Genomic DNA, 20,239 nt, shown 5'->3' on the forward strand with positions numbered 1-20,239 from the left:
GATCCCTGTCGGTCAAGCCTGCTCCTGCTCGGCAGCCGGGACTAAAAACTCCAGAGGGCGCCCGTGTAAAACCAAGGTGGTGCTGGGATTTTCCACAAAGCCGATTCGCTCGTAAAAGCCACGCTGATGGGTTGTGAACAGGTAGATGCGCTCCACCGACTGCAGGTGGGGATGGCTGATCAGGGTTTCCACCAACTTGCGGCCAATGCCCTGACGTCGGTAATCGTGATCAACCACGATATCCCAGAGGACGGCTCGGTAAACCCCATCGGAAGTGGCGCGGCCAAAGCCAATCAGGCGCTCCCCATCCCAGGCGCTGACCACCGGATGGCTGTGGGCAACGGCCCGCTCCATCTCCTGCCGCTGGCGATTCTGCGCCCAAAAGGCATTGCGGTTCAACAGCAGGAGAAGTTGATCCAGATCCAGCTCGCCCCGCTCCAGAGAGAAGCGAATGTTGCGGTTGTCCACCGGCTGACGAGAGAGGGCGATGACAGGCTCAGGAGAGGGATCGGGCATGAAGAAAACCTTTGCAGCAGTGAGGGTTGGCAAGGGGAAGTTCAACAAAACGCTTGGGCCTGACAAACTGAGGCTAGCTGGCCGAGGCATTGTCGGCGGCTGGCCCCGCCTGCTCTAGGGCATAGGCCTTGAAGCGCTCCAGATCCGCCTGGATGGTGCTCTCCACCACTTTGCCCACAAACAGGCCATCCAAGATTTTGCCGAGGATCCCCGGGAGCTTGTAGGCCACCGACAGCTTCACAATGGTACTGCCTTTGCGGTCGTAAAAGCGCAGCGCGCCCCGATTGGGCAGCCCCTCCACCGAACTCCAGCCGATGTGTTGGTGTTTCACCACCGTGTGGGTGCGGGAGATCCAACTGAAGGTGAGGCCGCGGGTATCCAGTGTCCACCGGGACAGCTCCTGATCCAGCAATTCCACCGAGCGGATCCACTTCATCCAGCGGGGCATGAGGGTGAGGTTGGCCCACAAATCCCATACCTGCTCGATGGGAACAGGTACCTCCACCTGACAGGTATGCTCTAGCCAATCCGACTCTGACATAGGGCCTCCCACGCAACACCCAGCAGAAACACAAACCATCCAGGGGCTTGGCCACAACGCCTCGGGACGGGATCCCTGCCTTTACAAAATTTTATATCGACCTAAGATAGCATTATCGGCCTGATGAAAGTTTGGGGCTCTGCGCTTTTTGGCAGCCCGGTTTCTTTTGCCGGCAAGTTGCGGCTGCCCCCCATGAGGGCAATGCAGAAGGCAGGTATCATGATTGCCATCTGCAAGCTCCACTTGCAAGGGTTCGGTGCATCCACTCGGTTGACTTGACGGAACGACCTCACCATGGTTTCTCAATGGAAACAGCATCTGAAGAACTACTTCGTGGCGGGGTTGCTGGTGGTGATCCCTCTAGCAACCACCATTTGGCTGACGGTGGAGGTGGCCACCTGGAGCATTGGCTTTCTGACCAGCATTCCCAAGCAGTTTAATCCCATCCAGGGTTTGCACCCGATCTTGATCAACCTCATCGATCTGGCGGTGGGCCTGTTGACGCCGATTGTGCTCATCCTGTTGATTGGCTTCATGGCCCGCAACATTGTCGGCCAGTGGCTGCTCAATCTCAGCGAACAGTTGCTCCATGCGATTCCGGTGGCGGGGCTGGTGTACAAGACCTTGAAGCAATTGGTCAGTGTTTTGTTTGCCCCCAACAATCAGCGCTTTCGGCGGGTGGTGCTGGTGGAATATCCCCGACCAGGAGCTTGGGCGCTGGCCTTTGTGACGGGCACCATTCAAACTCCCATTCGGCCCGATGGGCCGCAGCGCTCCCTTGGCCTGTTTGTGCCCACCACCCCCAATCCAACGACGGGCTGGTACGCCATTGTGCCGGAAGACCAGGTGGTGGAAGTGTTCATGCCGGTGGAAGATGCTTTTAAGATGCTCATTTCCGGCGGCATTGTCACCCCTGAGAGTTTTGAAGCGGGGCTGCAGCGGCGAGAAGGAGCTTTGGCCGTGACCATGCCCAGCTTGCGGGAGCTGGTGGAGCAGGAGCGGGTGGCAGGATCCCCCAGGGCTGACTCGGTGGGCTCTGAGGTAGGTTTTGAGACTGAAGGGATCCCTTAATCCTGCTTTCCTGTCCCTGCAGAAGGGCCGGGCTGCCAGAGCTGGTATTCTTTGGCCTGTTCCAAGCGCACATAAAAAGGCCGCATTTGCCGATCCAATGCCTCCACTTGCTCGGAGGGAAAGGCCTTCCAGTCAGCACGGCTGGCCCAGCGGAGGATGAGGTGGACAAGTTCGGGATCCTCTTGATCCAGCCAAACTTCTTTGCCCAGAAAACCCGGATGCCGGCGCAGGGCGGATCCCCAAACCCGCTCGTCTTGCTCAAGAAAGGCTGCTTGCCCACCGGGAGGAACCCGGAAGCAGAGATGTTCGATGGCGATAGGGCCGGGCGGGCTGGGGCAGGTCGACATAGGAGCAGAGGCGGCAAAGTTAAAGATGGGCCCTCTCAAGACTCCAGGGGGGAAGCAGTCAATCGTTGCAGGGTGGGAATGAAGTCGGGGTAGGAGATGCGGGCACAGTCGGCTCCCCTGAGGAGGGTGGATCCCTGCGCTCCTAGAGCTGCCACCATCAGGCTCATGGCGATGCGGTGATCCTCGTGGCTATCGACCTCGGCCCCGTGAAGAGGGATCCCTCCCTTGATTTCCAGGCCATCGGGATATTCAGTGACCTGGGCTCCCATGCGGCTCAGCTCTTGGGCTATGGCAGCCAGACGGTCGCTTTCTTTGACCCGCAGCTCTGCGGCATCGCGAATCACCGTGATCCCTTCGGCAAAGGCAGCTGCCACCGCCAAAACCGGGATCTCGTCGATCAGGGTGGGGATGAGATCGCCGGCGATGGTGCAGCCGCGCAAGCGGGCCGAACGCACCCGCAGATCTCCCAGGGGCTCGCCGGCCATTTCCCGGCAGTTTTCAATTTGAATATCGGCCCCCATCTCCTGCAACACCTGCAGCGCACCGGTACGGGTGGGGTTGAGGCCCACATCCCTTAGCAGCAATTCGCTCTCGGGCACAATGGAGGCGGCCACCAGCCAAAAGGCTGCCGAGCTGATATCCCCCGGCACCTGAACTCTCTGGCCCACCAGGCGGGATCCGCCCACCACGGCCACGGTTTTCGCCTCTGGATCCACGTGAATGTCGGCTCCGAAGGCCCGCAACATCCGTTCCGAGTGATCCCGAGAGAGAGCCGGCTCGGTGACTTGGGTGGTGCCTTCTGCCAGCAGGCCCGCCAGCAAGAGGCAGGATTTCACCTGCGCCGAAGCCACCGGGGAGCGATGGTGAATGCCCTTGAGGGATCCCCCTTGTACGGCCAAAGGTGCCAACGTCCCACCGGCCCGTCCCCAAATGCTGGCCCCCATCTGCCGCAGCGGTTCTACCACCCGCCCCATGGGCCGCGAGCGCAGGGAGCGATCGCCGGTGACGGCAAAAAAGCGCCCGGCCTGGCCAGCCAGGATCCCCAGCATCAGGCGCAAGGTGGTGCCGGAGTTACCTGCATCCAACACGTCTGCCGGTTCTTGCAGCTGGCCCAGGCCAACTCCCCGAATGCGAACACACTCGCTGTTGAGCTCCGAAATATCTGCCCCCAGCGCCCGAAAACAGGCTGCCGTACTGCGGGGATCCTCTCCCAGCAACAGCCCTTGGATGGTGGTTTCTCCTTCGGCCAGGGATCCCAGCATCAGGGCGCGGTGGGAAATGGATTTGTCGCCGGGGATGCTGACTTGGCCGCGCAGGCCCTTGGCCGGCGAGAGGGTCAAGATATCAGTAGCAGAAGAGTGAGTCAACACAGCAACCCTGACGGCAGACTTGGCAAAAGCGGGAGCAGTCTCATCATACTCAGAGCGGGACTCGCGCCCCAGAGATTTTGCCGGGGATCCCAAGACAGCCTGTCTTTTGACGGCCACCCCTCTTTTCTCAGAGGATCACCTTAACAACATGGATTCCTCGGTCGGGGCCTGGCCTCGGCCTTTTTTTTGCAGATACTGAACTTTGTAGCAGCAGAAATAGAACCCCCGCAAACCGTGCTTGGCGAGGTGTATCAACACGATTCCGTTTTGACCGAGGAGGTGATGGCCTACCTGCAACCCCAGGGGGGCGGTATTTTTTTGGATGTGACGTTGGGAGGGGGTGGGCACAGCTTGGCGCTGCTGCGGGGGGGAGCTGCCCGAGTGGTGGGGTTGGATCGGGATCCGGCGGCTCTACAGGCGGCGCAAGCGCGTTTTGCAGCAGAAGGGATCCCCGGCAGCCGCATCCAACTGTGGCACCTCAATTTTGCCGATTTCGATCTGCAGCAGCATGGCTTTCGGGATGAGCAGGGGCAGGGGATTCCCTTCGATGGCATCGTGGCCGACTTGGGGGTGAGTTCTCCGCAACTGGACTGTCCTGAGCGGGGATTTAGCTTTCGCGGGGAGGGGCCGCTGGACATGCGCATGGATCCCAGTACAGCTCAGGAGACTGCCGCCGATTGGGTTAATCATCGCCCGGTCGAAGAGTTGATCGAGATTTTCACCCGTTACGGCGAAGAGCGATTTGCCCGCCGCATCGCCCATCACATCGAGCAGGCTCGTCCCCTCGCCACAACCACTCAGTTGGCCCAGGTGGTTTGGCAGGCGGTACCTCCGGCAGCTCGGCGAGGCCGCATCCACCCGGCCACCCGCGTCTTTCAGGCGTTGCGCATTGCCGTGAACCGAGAACTGGAGGCTTTAGAAACCTTGCTGGCCCAAGCCCCCACTTGGTTGAAACCCGGCGGCAGGTTGGCCGTAATCAGCTTCCATAGCCTTGAAGATCGCCTGGTGAAATGGGCCTTTCGCAGGGATCCCCGTTGGCAGGTGCTCACCCCCAAGCCCTTGTCCCCTTCCGAACTGGAACGGCAACGCAATCCACGGGCCCGCTCTGCCAAACTGCGAGTGGCTGCCCGCAGCAGTCAGATGTAGGTTTAGGTTGGTTCTCCCGCTCTCAAGAGATCGGCTACTGTGAAGCGGACGGCTAGCCCGCCGAGACCAGGAATCGGGAGAAGGGGGTTGCTATTGGGGGATGCGGGGAACTAGGGTGAAGCGGAACCGGCAGTCCTGCACCGTCGGATCCCTTGGTGTGTGTGAGGTTAAGCCCTATGGTTAGCCAGCCTTTGAACGCAGGTCTTGATCGTCCCAAGAGCCCTCGTCGCCACAGACGGTCTTCTGCTCTGAGCCGACCCCTCTCCGGTACAGTTCAAGCCAGCCGCACCCAGCCTTTGGATTTGAAGTTGAAATCAGCCCATCCTCGCAGCCAGCATCTTGCTTGGGCAGAACACCTAGCCTGGTGGAAGCAAATCTCCACAGGGATGGCTATCCTCTCCGGCGTTTCAGTGTTGAGCCTTTACAGTTGGACTGTGCATACCCAAAGCCGGTGGAGCCAGCGTTACCAGGTGTGGCAGCAGATGCAGCGCAACGAACGACAGTTTCTGCTGACTCAAGAATCCATTGCCAATTCTCTGCGGGAAATTGCCGACCGCTCCGAAATGGTGCCGCTGGTACCGGATCGGATGATCGAGGTGCCGATTGCCTCTCCCAGCCAAGTTGAGCCGGATCCAGCCCACCAGGCAACGGCTTTGCCAGAAATCGAAAAAGCCCCTCTTTTCTATCCGGTTGGGTACTAATTCATACGGATCCCGCCCATGACGGCTAGGCCAGCGTCCCCATCTTGCTTTCCCAAAAGCTGTGGGTCTTGTGAAGTCTCAGCGTATCTCTGTTCTCTAAAAGGCTAAGGGATCCCTGGGCCTCGCGATCTGGAGTAGCAGCGGGCTATCCTTCAACTGCTTACAAAGCAGTGAAGAAATCTGGCCTAAATGGGATGTGGCCCATCCGAAGCCCTGGGATTGCCGTTGGGATCCCGTTCACCCCTGGGGATGACATCCCCCCTGGCAGGATAGGAACTCCAGAGCAGGGGATGTATGATGCCTAGCACGGCTTTTTCGGAGCAATCGCAGAGAAAGCTGTACCGACAGGTTGTCCTGGGGATCAGCCAGGGCATGTAAAGGGGAAAGTCCGGTGCAAATCCGGCGCTGTGCCGCAACTGTGATGGGCTTGGGCTAGACCCATGCCCTCAGTCAGGATGCCCGCCTGCGGTTTTGGCTCGCATTTCTTCCGCGTCGCACGGAATCAGGAGCTTCAAGAAAGAAAATGAATCCCATTCTAGGTCTCAGCCTGGCGCTGGGGGGCTTTGTTTTGGGGATCCCAGCGTGGGCGCAGCCGGCGGCCTCTTCACCTTCAGCTCAAGAGGTGTTGGAAACCGGTGTTAGCGCCGAGATTTTAAATCAACCCGTCACCACGCCTTTTCGTCGCCCCGGCTTGCTGCGGGATTCTTCCCGCCCGGTTTACGTCGTTACCCGCCAGCAAATTCGAGAGCAAGGGGCAAGAACGGTTCAGGAGGCCCTGCGCTACCTGCCCGGGATCCTCAGCGACGGCACGGCGGGAACCCAGTTGGGAGCCCTTAGCTCCCAGTTTATGCGGGGAGGACGAACGGCCCAGGTGTTGGTGCTCTTGGATGGCCGCCCCATTAACGACCTGGGCTTTTTTGGCGGGTTCGATCTGTCTCAGATCACTACAGATGTGGTCGAGCGTATTGAGATCTCTCCAGGTGGGGGCTCCACCTTATACGGCTCCGATGCCGTTGGCGGGGTCATCAACATCGTAACCCTGGAGCCAAAGCCGGGATCCGAGACCGTGCTGGAAGCGGCTATCGGCAGCTACGGCCTCAACGAGCAAGGGATCCAAAACCGCGGCCAAGCGCAGGATCTGGGCTGGGTGGTCAGCTATCGCCGTCTGCAGAGCAACAACGACTTTCCCTTTGAAATTAGGCGTTTGGGCAAAGCAGGCAGGCGGGAGAACTCGGCAGTGGAGTACCACAACCTACAAGCCAAGCTCACCTGGCAACTGGCAGAAGGCCAGGTCCTAACCGGAAATGCCCTTTATCTCAACAAAGCGTTTCAGGTGCCCGGCAGCACCGAGTTTCCCTCCCCCGATGCAGGGCAAAACACCAACGACCTGCTGTTAGATCTCAGTTGGCTGTGGAATCAAGAGAAGGGATCCCTGCAAGCTAGGGTATTTTTTGACGACCTCAACTATCGCTTCAGCGCCCCACAAAGCCAGGGATCCCGGGATGAGATCCTGCGAACGGGGTGGGGATCCCAACTGCAATACACCTGGAAGGCTGCTGAAAACCTGGAGCTTACTCTAGGAGCAGACTACCGATCCATTTCAGCTCGCAACACCACCTTCTCCTTTGCCAGGGGATCCACCAATGTCAACTACGACAATACCGTGAACCAAGGGGCCCTCTTTGCCCGTCTGGATTACAAGCCACAGCCCAACTTTTATCTCAACTTAGGTGTTCGCCAAGATTCGAGCAATCTGGTCAACGGTTCGGCCACCTCTCCTGCCGCAGGGATCCGCTGGGTTTTGGCAGAAGGCACCACCCTGAGGGCCAATTATGCCGGCAGCTTTCGCACCCCCTTGATCTCAAACCTGTTCTTTCGGCTGCGCGGCTTTTTTGAAGTCGACGGCAACCCCAATTTGCGACCGGAGCGGGGAGAGAGTTTTGACATTGGCCTGGATCAGGCTTTGGGAGATTTTGGCCTACTGCGCTTGACCTTTGCCCATAACCGCATCCGCGATGGCATCACCTTTGTCAGCACCGGCCCGCGCAGGGGAACCTACGAAAACATTGAGCTCGTGGAATACACAGGCATAGAAGCAGCCCTGGATTTGCGGCTGGGGGAAAACTGGACTCTTTTTGCCAACTACACCCTAAACGATCCCATCATCCGCTCGGCGCTGGATCCCAAAACGGTTGGCAAACAGCTAGCCTTCGTGGGAGCAGACAGCTTCAACCTGGGCCTGAGCTACCGCGATGCAGAGGATCGGTATGCCTCAGTTTTCCTGCATCACATTGGCACTTTCTTTACCAACAACGCCAATACCCAATCTCTGCCCGGCTACACCAACCTGGCTCTGCGGGGAGGGATCCCAGTAGCAGAAAATCTCGCTCTAGAAGTGGGGGTTGATAACCTGCTGGATGAGCAATATGAGGTTTTCCCCGGCTACCCAGGAGTGGGTCGCACCGTTCGGCTTAATTTAAGGGGCCAATTTTAGAGCGACTTGAGGCTGACTTTTAGCTGTCTAACTCACTGCTGAATTCTTGGCCAAGACATTGAGATCGTCTTTGCCTCTTCTCACACCCTTTGCTTGGACAGAAACCTATGACTATATCAAGGAGCACCATGTCTCGATCAACTTCCCAGTTGCCCATCCAAGCTGGCAGCGCTGCCCAGCAACCCAGCAGCCATTGTCTTTGGGTTTGTGTCACTTGCGGATCTCGGTGGGTTAACGGCCAAAAAGAAGGGACTAGCAAGGGAGAAATGCTGCTGTCTGCCCTGCAATCCCAAACCCTCCACCCCCAACTAACTCTAAAACCAGTTGCCTGTATGAGCGCCTGCAGCCATGCTTGCGTTGTTGCGTTGGCAGCACCTCAAAAGATGACCTATGTTTTTGGAGATCTGGATCCAAAAGATGTGGAGCTGATTCTGCAGACAGCAGAGCTCTACCTAACCAAGTTGGATGGGATCCTACCCTGGGCCGAGCGCCCTCTGAAAAAAGAGGTGATTACTCGTATTCCACCACTACCTTGAGGAGCTCTCTCATGGCCGCTTTCACGCCCTGGATAACCCCTCTCCATCAAACTTGGCAGGAAGTTTCTTTAACGGGTTGGACAACCCTTTATGAAGGGATCCCTGCCCACATCGACTGCTTGGGGCCGTTGCTCTACGAGCTGTTTCAAGAGCACTGGGCCGAGATCCAGGTGGGCCATGTGGCGGAAGGCGGGGTGCTGGAGCTGGCTTTCAAGAAACCTCCAGCTTTGTGCGTGCTCTACGATGGCTATCTAACCGTTGCCACCGAAACTTGGCACCTGCATTTGTGCCTGGAGGAGCACCAAGGCGGCCCCCATCGCAAGACCCCACCCGAGCTGCGCCGCAAAAGATTGGTTAGCCGTGCTGCTCTCTACCGGCGCCTCAATCCCCAAGGTCAGCCCCGCATGTGGGGGATCCAATTCTGGAATGGAGCAGAAGAGCCTTTGCTGCAGATTTTTCTGCCCAGCCCCTTTTTGGGGCCAGAGGAAGACTACCTGCCGGAAGGCAAAGCAGATTACCAAAAGCTTTCTCTTTACGAGCGCATCCGCGCCATCTATGTGGAGGGGAAAGAGCGGATCCCCTATGAGGATAACCCTCTTAAACGTCCCTACCTTGCTGTTTGTCGTTCCAGCCGTTGTTATCCTTCCCGCAACTACCAACCGGTTGTAGAAGCTCTGGAATCCGCCCTTCGAGAAGCCAACCTAGACGTACAGGTTATCACCTCAGGCTGCTTGGAAGTTTGCCAACAGGGGCCCGTGGTTTTTTACTCTGGGGATCGCACCTGGTACAAGCGGGTTACTCCCCAAGTAGCTCGGCAAATTGTTTTTGAGCATTTGCTTAATAGCTGTCCTCTGAAAGACCACCTTTTTCCAGGAGATTAAAGCATGATTGGCCTGCAATCGAGTGCTCAACCTATCCCCAGATCTTGCCGCTTGATCTCAGCCCCACTTTGGATACAAGCTGCTCAAGATTTGGCCCGAGGCTGGTTCTGGCCCAGCTTGTTTACCACCGTCGGCTGCCTCAGCAATATTGCTTATACATGTACCCTTCCCTTTGTAACTGTTGGTATTGTTGCGGGCACAACTTTAACCCGCCAAAGGGCAGCCATTAGTGCTTTGATGATTTGGCTGGCAAACCAAATCTTTGGCTACACCTGGCACAACTATCCCCGCACTCCCGATTCGTTTGCCTGGGGGTTGGTGCTGGGGATCGGCACGGTGGGGATTGCTCTTGCTGGCGGTTACCGACCTCTGTTTTCTCAGTCCAAGCCGCTTCGGCCAAGGCAACTGCTGCTGAACTATCTCTGGATCCCGGCCATGCTCATCTTGGGGTTTCTGGCTTTTGAAGGGCTGATTTTGGCAGCCGGCCTGGTTTTGGGGGGAACGGAGGGCCTGACCCTGCCCATTCTAGGCAAAATCTGGCTGCACAACTGGCTGTGGACAGGACTTTGGATTGGGATCCACACCCTGCTGGTGTGGGACAGAGGACGTCGCCGGGTGTGGCTTGGAGAGGAGAAACTGCGGTGAGCTGCTCCCGTACAAGCTCTTCCCATCCCGTCAGCGGTGCGGAGCACTTTTGCAGTGATCTGGAACATCCCCAAGAGGGATCCAGGCCAAAATAGGGGCGACCTATGTGGGAGGGGATCCCTTTGCAGCTTTCTCATCTCAACAGTGGCAGGAGTGCCTACCGTCCTTCTCTGCTCTCTCCTTCCCAACGTCTCCTGCTGTTCAGTGGCAAGGGGGGAGTGGGCAAAACAACCTTGACCTGCGCGCTGGCTCGCCAACTGGCCCAGGTGGATCCCCAGCGCCGTCTGCTCCTGATGTCCACGGATCCCGCCCACTCGTTGGGGGACGTGCTGCAAATCTCGGTTACGGATGTGGCCCAACCCTTGCCGGATCGCCCCAATTTACAGGTGCGGGCTTTGCAAGCGGAGATTTTGTTGCAATCTTTTCGGCAAACCTATGGGCCGGCCCTGGAGCTCATTGCCGAGCGGGGCAGTTGGTTTGGCCGAGAGGATCTGCTGCCGATCTGGGATTTGGCGTGGCCGGGGGTGGATGAGCTGATGGCCATTCTGGAGGTCAACCGGCTGCTGGCGAGGGAGGAGGTGGATACGGTCATTCTGGATACGGCCCCCACCGGGCATACCCTGCGGCTGTTGGAGCTGCCCGACTTTTTGGATAATCTGCTGGCCGTGTTTGCCACCTTTCAGGCCAAGCACCGGGAAATCGCCCAAGCCCTGACGGGCACCTATCGACCGGATGAGGCGGATGCATTTTTAGCCCAGTTGCAGAGGGAACTGGAGGGGGGCAAAGCCCGCTTGACCACTCCGGAGAGCACCTCTGCTTGGCTGGTGATGATCCCGGACCAGTTGAGCGTGGCGGAAACCCGCCGCTTTTGTCAGCAACTGCAAAACCGCCGCGTGCCCATCGGCGGTCTTCTGGTCAATCAGGTGCTGCTTGCAAGAGAGAATAACAGCCAACCTTCGCTGCCCGCTGCTCTCCCCTCTCCTCTCTACTCGGCGCGGCAACAGGAACAGCGGCGTGTGCTCAAAGCCCTGCAGGAGGAGCTGCCCGGATATCCTATCTGGATCTGTCCCTATCAACTGCAGGAGCCGGTTGGGTTGGCGGCCCTAGATGGGCTGGTGCAGCAGCTTCGCCCCTTGCCAGAGGTGCTGCTGCAGTTGGAAGGGATCCCAGAGCAAAAAGCAGAGAGCCAAGAGAAGAGAAAGTCTCTCTTCTCCACCCTCTTCCCTTCCTTCAGGGGGATCCCGGCTCTACCGGACTTTTTGGCCCAAGGGATCCGACTGGTGTTGGTGGGGGGCAAAGGGGGTGTGGGCAAGACGACGGTGGCCGGGGCCCTGGCTTGGACCTTGGCCAAGCGCCATCCCGACAAGCAGCTGTTGCTGGTCTCCATCGATCCGGCCCACTCGTTGGGGGATCTGTTTCAGACGAAACTGGGTCAGGATCCCATTCCCCTGCTGCCCAACCTGCTGGGGCAGGAGGTCGATGCGGCGGCGGTGCTGGAGCAATTCCGGCAGGATTATCTGGAGGAGGTGGCGGCCATCTTGGCAGGGGAGGGGACGGCAGGGGTGGAAGTCCAATACGACCCACAGGCGTGGCGGCAACTGCTGCAGATGCCCCCACCCGGCTTGGATGAGGTGATGGCCCTGTTGAGTGTTCTCCGACAGGAGACGAGCGGGCAGTTCGACCTGGTGGTGCTGGACACGGCTCCCACAGGCCATCTCTTGCGGTTTCTGCAGATGCCCCAGGCTCTGGAAGGTTGGGTAAGCTTGGCCCTGAAGCTGTGGCTGAAATATCGGGATGTGGTGGGCAGGTCGGAATGGGCGCAGCGGATGCGGGAGCTCTTGGCCCAGGTGCGACAGCTCCGGCAGCAGCTCCAGGATCCCCAGTTTGTTACCTTTATCCCCGTCTTTAACCCCGAGCAAGCAGTTCTGGCGGAAACCGAGCGTCTCTTGGCGGAACTGGATGCTTTGGGGATCCCTCATCCCTACGCCGTTCTCAATCGGGTGTGGTTGGAGGATTCTACCCCCTTTGGAGAGGCCCTCCGCCGTCGTCACCAGACTCTTCTGGCCCAGCTCCCCCAGCCATTTTCCCAGCAGGCCATCTTGACCATCCCCTTCCTACATCCTCCCAGCTTGGAGAATATCGGCTCCTACTTGTTCGCTCCTCAGGAGCCCTAACCTAGGGGTAGACCTTGCTCACCCAAGGAGTTATGGATCCCAAGTTGGAAGAACGCGCCCGCGAGCTGCGCACCCTGCTGCAGAAGGCCAGCATTGCCTACTATGTCCACGATGCGCCCATCCTGGAAGACAGCGTTTACGACCGCCTCTACCGCGAGCTGCAAGAGCTGGAGCGGGCTTACCCTGAACTGGTCACTCCCGATAGCCCTACTCAGCGGGTGGGAGAAAAACCTGCAGAGCATTTTCCCACCGTCTTCCACCGCATCCCCCTCTACAGTTTGGAAAACGCTTTCAACCCAGAAGAACTGGAGGAGTGGCAAGAGCGCCTGCTGCGAGTTTTGGGCCGTGCCCCTGTTCCCGACGGCGGGACAGAGGGAGAGCTGGAATATGTCTGTGAGCTGAAGATTGATGGCGCCGCCTTGGCCCTAACCTACATCGAGGGTCTTTTGGAGCGGGGTGCTACTCGGGGGGACGGACAGGCCGGAGAGGACATCACCCCCAACGTGCGCGCCATTCGTTCGATTCCCCTGCGGCTGGCGACAGCAGATCCGCCTCCCGTTTTGGAGGTGCGGGGGGAAGTCTATCTGGCCCTAGCCGAGTTTGAACGGATCAACCAAGAGCGTCGTTCCGCCGGGGATCCCCCCTTTGCCAACCCGCGCAACTGTGCTGCCGGTACCCTGCGGCAGTTGGATAGCCGCGTTGTGGCCGCCCGCAAGCTCAGCTTCTTCGCCTACGCCCTCCACTGGCCGGAAGGATGGCCCGCCGGGGATCCCCCGCAAACCCAGTGGCAGTGTCTGCAGCAGCTCAAGGAATTGGGATTTCCGGTCAACCCCCTTTCCCAGGTCTGTCGGGGCTTGGGAGAAGTGATCCAATTTTATGAGCGGTGGCGGGGTGCCCAGCTCCCCTACGCCAGCGACGGGGTGGTGGTGAAATTGAACTCCTTGCGGCTGCAGGAGGAGGCCGGCTTTACGCAAAAATTTCCCCGCTGGGCCATTGCCCTCAAATACCCTGCCCAGGAAGTCCCCACCCGCATCCGCGCCATCGTGGCCAGCGTGGGCCGTACCGGCGCCGTCACCCCGGTGGCAGAGCTGGAGCCGGTTCCTTTGGCCGGCACCCTTGTCAGCCGCGCCAGCCTGCACAATGCCGATCGCCTGCGGGAGCTGGACGTGCACATCGGCGATACTGCCATCGTGCGCAAAGCCGGGGAGATCATCCCGGAGGTGGTCGGGATCCTGAAGGAATTGCGCCCTGCCGATGCCGTTCCCTACAGCCTGCCCAGCCAGTGCCCGGAATGCCACGCCCCTTTGGTTCGTCCCCCTGGCGAAGCCGTGACCCGCTGCCCCAACCCCGAGTGCCCGGCCAAGCTGCGGGGCCAATTGCAGCACTGGGCCAGCCGCGATGCTTTGGATATCGAAGGCTTGGGGGAAAAGCGGGCAGCCCAATTGGTGGAGAACTTGGGAGTGCGCACCGTAGCCGATCTCTACCGCCTCACCCCAGAGCAGTTGCAGGGTTTGGAGGGAATGGGATCCCGCTCCAGCCAAAAGCTGGTGCAAGCCATTCAGCGCTCTCGCCAGCAGCCCTGGGAACGGGTGCTCTACGGGCTGGGGATCCCCCATGTGGGGGTGGTCACTGCCCAGATTTTGGCTGGCCATTTTCCCACCCCTGAGCTTTTGGCCCAAGCCAGCGCAGAAACCATCGCCCAGATCTACGGGATAGGTGCGGAAGTGGCGGAAGCGGTGGTGGCCTGGTTTGCCGATCCGGCCCATCGTCGCCTGTTGCAGGAGTTGCAGGCGCTCGGGATCCCCGCTCTTCCTCAGCAGGAGAACCCTGCCGTCTCCCAGATCCTGGCCGGGAAAAAATTCGTAATCACCGGCACCTTGCCCACTCTCTCCCGCCAGCAGGCCAAGGCTTGGATTGAGAGTCGGGGGGGCAAAGTCACCGCCAGCGTCAGCCGCCAAACCGACTACGTGGTGGTGGGCTCTGACCCCGGCTCCAAGCTAGAGCAAGCCCAACAACTGGGGATCCCCCTGCTGACCGAAGCGGAGCTGTTGGCGCTGGATCCCACCGGCGAATCCGGTGATCTGCATCCTTGACAGGGTGGATCCCCGAAAAACTTGGGTAGGGTGGGTTGTCTTAGCGGCAGGGATAATTTATGATTCACCTCTAGTGAGGAGTGGACGCCAATAGGGGGAAGCGAACGAAACACGGACAGTTCCTTCCCCTTTTTGGTTACAAAAAGGCGCGGCCACACCTCCAAAAAGTATCCAACTTAACTGAAGGATTCCTTTGCCAGTGCCAGATAAGTTCAACTATGATGGGATCAGCGGAGACGCATGTTTCCGTTCACTCCTCACACCATCTTCCGCTCGGCGTCAAGTCGGGCGGTTTTTCTATAAATCCGTCCAAAGGATGTATGACCATTCCCGATAGCAGCGAAACGGCTCACCCCTTCCATTTCCAGTTTTCCTCCTTGTAAGACACTTGGGGAGAACCGAGGCTGTGGCGTTTGCACGGGTAGCGCAGAGCGCTGGAGAAGCTTATGGTCACTTTGAAGCAAGAATGAAACACCTCCGTTGCATTGCTTCCAGCTCCCTTTTGAAGAGTGGGTGGTCGCGGAAGCGGCACGGAGCGCTTGGGAAGTGTCTCAATCCAGTTTGAAATGACTATATCTCCAGTCTTTCCAGTTGATCCCCATGGGAATCTCTTGGCACCCTGCCCCCTTGGGGATCCGGAAACAAGCCCTACGAGCCCAGTGGAGATGCTAGACTAGTAGGTCAGTGAGATTCCACCAACTTCGGCCTCCTTACGCTTTCGCAGCCAATTTGCGACTGGATTGGAAGGTTTAGTTTTCTTCTGGCTTTTGCCGGATTAGGATAGCCAAGAGCAAGCAGCAACGAGGATCCCATGGCCAAATATGACTCCCATCTAAAGTGCTCCTTCTGCAACAAGTCACAGGATCAGGTGCGTAAGTTGATTGCGGGGCCGGGGGTCTACATCTGTGACGAGTGCGTGGAGCTCTGCAACGAGATTTTGGATGAGGAACTCTACGACGGCAACACTCCTCCTGCTGCCGCCCCTGCCGGCGGCCGGCGTGAAGCTCCTAAAAAATCCTCCCGCAGCCTGCCTTCTTTGGCGCAGTTGCCCAAGCCGCAGGAGATCATGCGCTATCTCGACCAATATGTGATTGGCCAAGAAAAAGCTAAGAAGGTTTTGTCGGTGGCGGTTTACAACCACTACAAGCGTCTGGCTGCCAAGGCCAACCCCGGTAGCGTCGGAGTTTCGGAACTGGATGAGGTGGAGCTACAGAAGTCCAACATTTTGATCATTGGCCCCACTGGCTCCGGCAAAACCCTGCTGGCGGAAACCCTGGCTCGCATGTTGGATGTGCCTTTTGCGGTTGCAGATGCTACCACCCTTACGGAAGCTGGCTATGTGGGCGAGGATGTGGAAAACATCCTGTTGCGCCTGCTGCAGGTGGCGGACATGGACGTAGAAGAGGCCCAGCGCGGCATCATCTACATCGACGAAATCGACAAAATTGCCCGCAAAAGCGAGAACCCCTCCATTACCCGCGATGTCTCCGGCGAGGGGGTGCAGCAGGCTTTGTTGAAGATGCTGGAAGGGACAATAGCCAACGTGCCTCCCCAGGGAGGGCGCAAGCACCCCTATCAAGACTGCATTCAAATCGACACTTCCAACATCCTCTTCATTTGCGGGGGGGCTTTTGTTGGCCTGGAAAAAGTAATCGAGCAGCGCATTGGCAAGAAATCGATGGGCTTTATCAAGCCAGGGGAGCAATTGTCGGTTAGCCGCGAGCAACGTATGGCCAATGCCCTCAAGGCTTTGGAGCCTGAAGACTTGATCAAGTACGGCATGATTCCCGAATTCACGGGGCGGCTCCCGGTAGTGGCGACTTTGGATCCGCTGGATGAGAAGGCGCTGGAGGCGATCCTGACGCAGCCCAAAAACGCCATTCTCAAGCAGGCGCAGAAGCTGTTGCGCATGGACGGGGTGGAACTGGAGTTTGAACCTGCCGCCATTGCTGCCATTGCCAAAGAGGCTTATCGCCGCAAGACCGGGGCTCGCGCCCTGCGGGCCATTGTGGAAGAGCTAATGCTGGATGTGATGTACGAGGCACCCTCCCGCCGCGACCTAAAGCACATCCGCATCACCGCAGAGATGGTGGAGCGCCGTTCCACCCGCGAGCTGATTCCTCACCCCTCTACGCTGCCCAAGCCTGAGTCGGCCTAGAGTCGCGGCCCTTCCGATCCCTGCTGGATGAACTTATGATCTGTTCTTGAAAGAGGGGGCAGGAGATCCTATGGCAGGGACTGCGTTCCGCTGGCGCGAACGACAGCGGGTGGATCGTGAATATGCGGTAATTGGTCTGGGGCGCTTTGGTTCTAGCTTGGCTCTCACCTTGATGGAGCGAGGGCACAATGTCTTGGGGATCGACCGCAGCCGTGAGATCGTGCAGCGCCTGGCGGATCAGCTGACGCAGGTGGTGGCACTCGATTCCAGCGATGAAGATGCGCTGCGAGCGGTGGATATCCTCTCCTTCGACACGGTGGTGGTGGCCATTGGCAGCGATTTTGAGAGCAATTTGCTGACGACGGTGGCCCTGAAAAGTCTGGGGGTGCGCAATGTGGTCTGTAAGGCGTCGACCGAGCGGCAACGCTCTATTCTCCTGCGAGTGGGGGCAGATCGGGTGGTGTTGCCGGAGCAAGAGGCAGGGCGCCGTTTGGCTCAGGTGTTGACAGCACCGGGGATCCTAGATCAGCTAGAGCTGGAGCCGGGCTACAGCATTACGGAATTACAGGTGCCGGAGGCGTTGGTGGGCCATACGCTGGCGGAGTCGGATCTGCGTCGCCGCTTCGGCATCACGGTGCTGGTGGTGAAGCGAAAGCAATCGCTGGTGGTCTCTCCCCCCGCAGACTACCTATTGGAAAAGGGGGATTTGCTGGTGGTGCTGGGGGCCAATACCAATATCTCGCGGCTGAATGAGATGTAGGGAGGGATCCGATGAGAGAGGGCTCCGCCCCGCTTCCGCGAGAGGAGGGCTCTGAGCGCTTGGTTCCACCGGTACCATCCCGCGCCCGCTACCTGCCGACACCGGGCTCGGCATTGTCTCAGTCCTCTAGGGCCTTCGGGAATCGTCTGCAGTGGTTTTTCGGGGGGGACAGGCGTCGCCCGCTGCCACCGCCATTGCGCCTGGTTGTAGGGTTGGGGCTCTTGGCAGTGGTGGGAACTTTGGTGCTCATGTTGCCGGGGATCGGGCGCGGGGATCCCTTGAGCTGGAATGAGGCGCTGTTTACGGCCATGTCGGCCCTGAGCGTGACGGGGCTCTCGACGATTGTGGCGGCGGAGGATCTCACCCTGTTGGGCCAGATTGTGCTGCTGATCCTGATTCAGATTGGCGGGGTGGGCTTCATGGTGTTGGCGGTGGTGGTGTTTCAATTGATCGGGCGGCGCATTTCCCTCCTCAATCGCTTGGCGCTGTGCAATTCGCTGGGTCTAATCGATCCGGGGGCGATCCTGGAATTGACTCGGCGGGTGCTGCTGGGGGTCACCCTCATTGAGTTGGGGGGGGCTCTGCTGCTCTGGGTGCACTGGCGGGATCTCTATGGGCCGGGGCGGGCAGTTTTTCTGGCTATTTTTCACGCGGTGTCGGCCTTTTGTAATGCAGGATTTGACCTGTTTGGCCGGGAAGGGATCCCTACAGACGGTCTGTCGCTGGCGATTTTGGCCGGTCTGATCTTTATCGGCGGTTTGGGCATCCCAGTTTTGTCGGATTTGTTAACCTGGCCACGGGGCCACCGCCCCTCTCTGCACACCCGGATTACCCTGGGCGTGGTGGTGGTTTTGCTCTGCACGGGCGGCATTGGTTTGTTTTTGGGAGAGAGCTTGCCCGGTGGATCCCTGCTGGAGGTGAGCTGGCCCCACCGCTTGGGCCTGACGTTTTTTCAGTCGGTTTCTGCCCGAACGGCTGGGTTTGCCGGGATCCCCATTGAGGATTTGACCCCGGCAAGCCAGTTGCTGCTGATGGCTCTCATGTTTATTGGGGCAGCCCCAGCTTCTATGGGGGGCGGCATGACCACCGGCACCTTGGCGGTGTTGGTGTTGGCCCTCTGGGGCTATGCCCGCGGTTTGCCCAGCGCTCAGATTGCCGGGCGCAGCTTGGATCCCTCCATGGTGCGCAAGGCGGCAGCGGTGTTAACGGTTTCTCTGTTTGTGGTATTGTTGGCGGCTTGGTTGATTTTGCTGACCCACAGTAACAGTAGGTTGGATCCGGTGTTGTTTGAGGTGATCTCCGCCTTTGCCACCTGCGGCCTCTCGACGGGCTTTACCGGGGAGCTCAACTGGTTTGGCCAACTGATCATTGTGCTGGTGATGTTCTGGGGCCGGTTGGGGGCATTGACGATTGTCTTGGCCTTGGCTCAACAACAGCCCCGCCCGTTGGTAACCTACCCTGAAGAGTCGATCCTAATCGGTTAGTCCAGAACTGAGGAGAGAGCAGCCTCCGTTAGACTGAGTAAGGGATCCCTTCGTCCCTCTCGTTACCGGGAGCCATCCGTGTCCAAGTTCCTTTTAATTGGTTCTACTGAGCCCTTCAGCGGTAAGTCGGCTGCCATCTTGGGTTTGGCCAAGCATCTGCAGCAGCAAGGGATAAAAGTCACCTATGGGAAGCCCATCGGTTCTTGCGAGCGGGAAGATTGCTCGCTGGAAGGGGGCGATCCGGATATGCGCTTTGTGGCGGAGTCTCTGCGGCTGACGATGGATCAAATGCCGCCGATGCTGCTCCGGCTCAACGAAGAGGCTTTGCTGGCTCAAATGAAGCGAGCTCCCGGGGATCCAGCTCCAGAGTGCCCGGTTGCCCCTCTGTTGGAGTTTGTCCAGCGCTCCCCTGCCGATTTGGTGCTGCTGGAAGGCCCAGCCGATCTTTACGAGGGGGAATTGTTTGGCCTGTCGCTGGCCAAGATGGCCCAAGCCCTGGATGCTCCGGTACTGCTGATCAGTCGCTACCATTCCTCCTTGGCTGTTGATTCTCTTCTCTTTGTCCATCGCCAACTGGGATCCCGCTTGGCAGGCGTGCTGCTGAACGATGTGCCGCCCGACCAGGTGCAACCGGCAAAAACGATCATTCGGCCTTTTTTGGAGGGACACGGGATCCCGGTGCTGGGGATTTTGCCCTCCCATCGCATTTTGCGCAGCATCAGCGTTGGGGAGTTGGTGCGGCAACTGGATGCCGAGGTGCTCTGCTGTCCGGATCGGATGGACCTGATGGTTGAAGACATTGCGGTAGGGGCGATGAACGTCAACTCGGCCTTGAAGTACTTCCGTAAGCTGGATCACAAGGCGGTGATCACCGGCGGAGACCGCACCGATATTCAACTGGCCGCCCTAGAAACTTCCACCCTCTGCCTGATCTTGACCGGCAAGCTCCCTCTGGATCCCCGCATTCAGTCTCGAGCAGAAGAGCTGGAAGTGCCGATCCTCTCGGTGGATCTGGACACCTTCACCACCATCAACCGCATCGAACGGGTTTTTGGGCAGATTCGCCTGCACGAGGAGGTGAAAGTCCGCTGCATCCAAGAGCTAATGTCAGCGAATTTTGACTTTTCCCGTCTCTATGCCCATTTGGGCTTAACACAACCCCTAGTGTCGGCGGCAGGTGCGTAGGATAAAGTCATTAAGGCTTCTCTACATCTGGTGTCTAAATAGGTAGTTCTCCGAGAGCGAGCACTATACCTGATCAAGATGAAATAAGCTCAGTTTTGATGCGCTGGCTTCTAGTGTCTGATGCTTTCCAGTATCTG

The 20,239-nt window shown here is 58.7% G+C and carries 17 protein-coding genes and 1 riboswitch; of the genes, 13 read left to right on the top strand and 4 right to left on the bottom strand.

The genetic code is table 11. The annotated features are described in order from the left end of the window. Positions 1-12 precede the first annotated feature (12 nt). Together NW839_RS08525 and NW839_RS08530 are read right to left on the bottom strand one after the other, a co-directional pair. Entirely contained in the window at positions 13-516 is a 504-nt protein-coding gene (locus NW839_RS08525; protein WP_414329522.1) for a GNAT family N-acetyltransferase, read from the bottom strand. A 73-nt stretch (positions 517-589) separates the two neighbouring features. Beyond that, positions 590-1,057 carry an SRPBCC family protein gene (locus NW839_RS08530; RefSeq protein WP_414329520.1) on the bottom strand — a complete coding sequence of 156 codons (468 nt, stop codon included), beginning with the start codon at positions 1,055-1,057 and terminating at the stop codon, positions 590-592. A 294-nt stretch (positions 1,058-1,351) separates the two neighbouring features. Here NW839_RS08530 and NW839_RS08535 point away from each other — a divergent pair, with 294 nt between their 5' ends. Then, on the top strand, positions 1,352-2,128 hold the full coding sequence (locus NW839_RS08535) for a DUF502 domain-containing protein (RefSeq protein WP_238376947.1): 777 nt from the start codon (positions 1,352-1,354) through the stop codon (positions 2,126-2,128). Here NW839_RS08535 and NW839_RS08540 read toward each other — a convergent pair. Together NW839_RS08540 and aroA are read right to left on the bottom strand one after the other, a co-directional pair. After that, positions 2,125-2,475: a TIGR03792 family protein gene (locus NW839_RS08540; protein WP_011432948.1), complete on the bottom strand. Its 351-nt coding sequence runs from the start codon at positions 2,473-2,475 to the stop codon at positions 2,125-2,127. The two genes, NW839_RS08535 and NW839_RS08540, sit on opposite strands and share 4 nt — an antisense overlap. 35 nt (positions 2,476-2,510) lie before the next feature. After that, the gene (gene aroA / locus NW839_RS08545; RefSeq protein ID WP_414351976.1) at positions 2,511-3,845 is read right to left on the bottom strand and encodes a 3-phosphoshikimate 1-carboxyvinyltransferase; all 1,335 of its coding nucleotides are present in this window, start codon (positions 3,843-3,845) and stop codon (positions 2,511-2,513) included. A gap of 234 nt (positions 3,846-4,079) precedes the next feature. Between aroA and rsmH the strand changes: the two genes are divergently transcribed. The 12 genes from rsmH (at position 4,080) to NW839_RS08605 (ending at position 20,102) form a co-directional block, all read left to right on the top strand. Further along, a complete protein-coding gene (rsmH, locus tag NW839_RS08550) occupies positions 4,080-4,991 on the top strand; it encodes a 16S rRNA (cytosine(1402)-N(4))-methyltransferase RsmH (RefSeq protein ID WP_414351966.1) in 912 nt (303 codons plus the stop codon). 176 nt (positions 4,992-5,167) lie between these two features. Continuing rightward, positions 5,168-5,692, top strand: a complete 525-nt coding sequence (locus NW839_RS08555; protein WP_414351965.1) for a hypothetical protein — start codon at positions 5,168-5,170, stop codon at positions 5,690-5,692. A gap of 329 nt (positions 5,693-6,021) precedes the next feature. Next, positions 6,022-6,174, top strand: a riboswitch (cobalamin riboswitch). 41 nt (positions 6,175-6,215) lie between these two features. Continuing rightward, positions 6,216-8,186, top strand: coding sequence for a TonB-dependent receptor plug domain-containing protein (locus NW839_RS08560; RefSeq protein ID WP_414351964.1), 1,971 nt, complete (start codon positions 6,216-6,218; stop codon positions 8,184-8,186). Between the two features lie 128 nt (positions 8,187-8,314). After that, the gene (locus tag NW839_RS08565; RefSeq protein ID WP_414380575.1) at positions 8,315-8,722 is read left to right on the top strand and encodes a DUF1636 domain-containing protein; all 408 of its coding nucleotides are present in this window, start codon (positions 8,315-8,317) and stop codon (positions 8,720-8,722) included. An 11-nt stretch (positions 8,723-8,733) separates the two neighbouring features. Continuing rightward, entirely contained in the window at positions 8,734-9,603 is an 870-nt protein-coding gene (locus tag NW839_RS08570; protein ID WP_414351962.1) for a (2Fe-2S) ferredoxin domain-containing protein, read from the top strand. Between the two features lie 237 nt (positions 9,604-9,840). After that, positions 9,841-10,248 carry a hypothetical protein gene (locus NW839_RS08575; protein ID WP_414351961.1) on the top strand — a complete coding sequence of 136 codons (408 nt, stop codon included), beginning with the start codon at positions 9,841-9,843 and terminating at the stop codon, positions 10,246-10,248. 122 nt (positions 10,249-10,370) lie between these two features. Next, a complete protein-coding gene (locus NW839_RS08580) occupies positions 10,371-12,422 on the top strand; it encodes an ArsA family ATPase (RefSeq protein ID WP_414380577.1) in 2,052 nt (683 codons plus the stop codon). Positions 12,423-12,454: 32 nt separating this feature from the next. Then, positions 12,455-14,515, top strand: a complete 2,061-nt coding sequence (gene ligA / locus NW839_RS08585; protein ID WP_414351959.1) for an NAD-dependent DNA ligase LigA — start codon at positions 12,455-12,457, stop codon at positions 14,513-14,515. An 811-nt stretch (positions 14,516-15,326) separates the two neighbouring features. Continuing rightward, complete coding sequence (gene clpX / locus NW839_RS08590) at positions 15,327-16,673, top strand: ATP-dependent protease ATP-binding subunit ClpX (RefSeq protein ID WP_414343692.1); 1,347 nt, start codon at positions 15,327-15,329, stop codon at positions 16,671-16,673. 70 nt (positions 16,674-16,743) lie between these two features. Continuing rightward, positions 16,744-17,433: a potassium channel family protein gene (locus NW839_RS08595; protein WP_414329043.1), complete on the top strand. Its 690-nt coding sequence runs from the start codon at positions 16,744-16,746 to the stop codon at positions 17,431-17,433. A 59-nt stretch (positions 17,434-17,492) separates the two neighbouring features. Next, positions 17,493-18,917, top strand: a complete 1,425-nt coding sequence (locus tag NW839_RS08600; protein WP_414351958.1) for a TrkH family potassium uptake protein — start codon at positions 17,493-17,495, stop codon at positions 18,915-18,917. Between the two features lie 78 nt (positions 18,918-18,995). Continuing rightward, positions 18,996-20,102 (top strand): phosphotransacetylase family protein, encoded by a 1,107-nt coding sequence (locus NW839_RS08605; RefSeq protein WP_414351957.1) that lies wholly within the window; start codon positions 18,996-18,998, stop codon positions 20,100-20,102. The last annotated feature ends 137 nt before the right edge of the window (positions 20,103-20,239 follow it).

The sequence above is a fragment of the Synechococcus sp. R5-15 genome (assembly GCF_047462035.1).
Classification (GTDB): domain Bacteria; phylum Cyanobacteriota; class Cyanobacteriia; order Thermostichales; family Thermostichaceae; genus Thermostichus.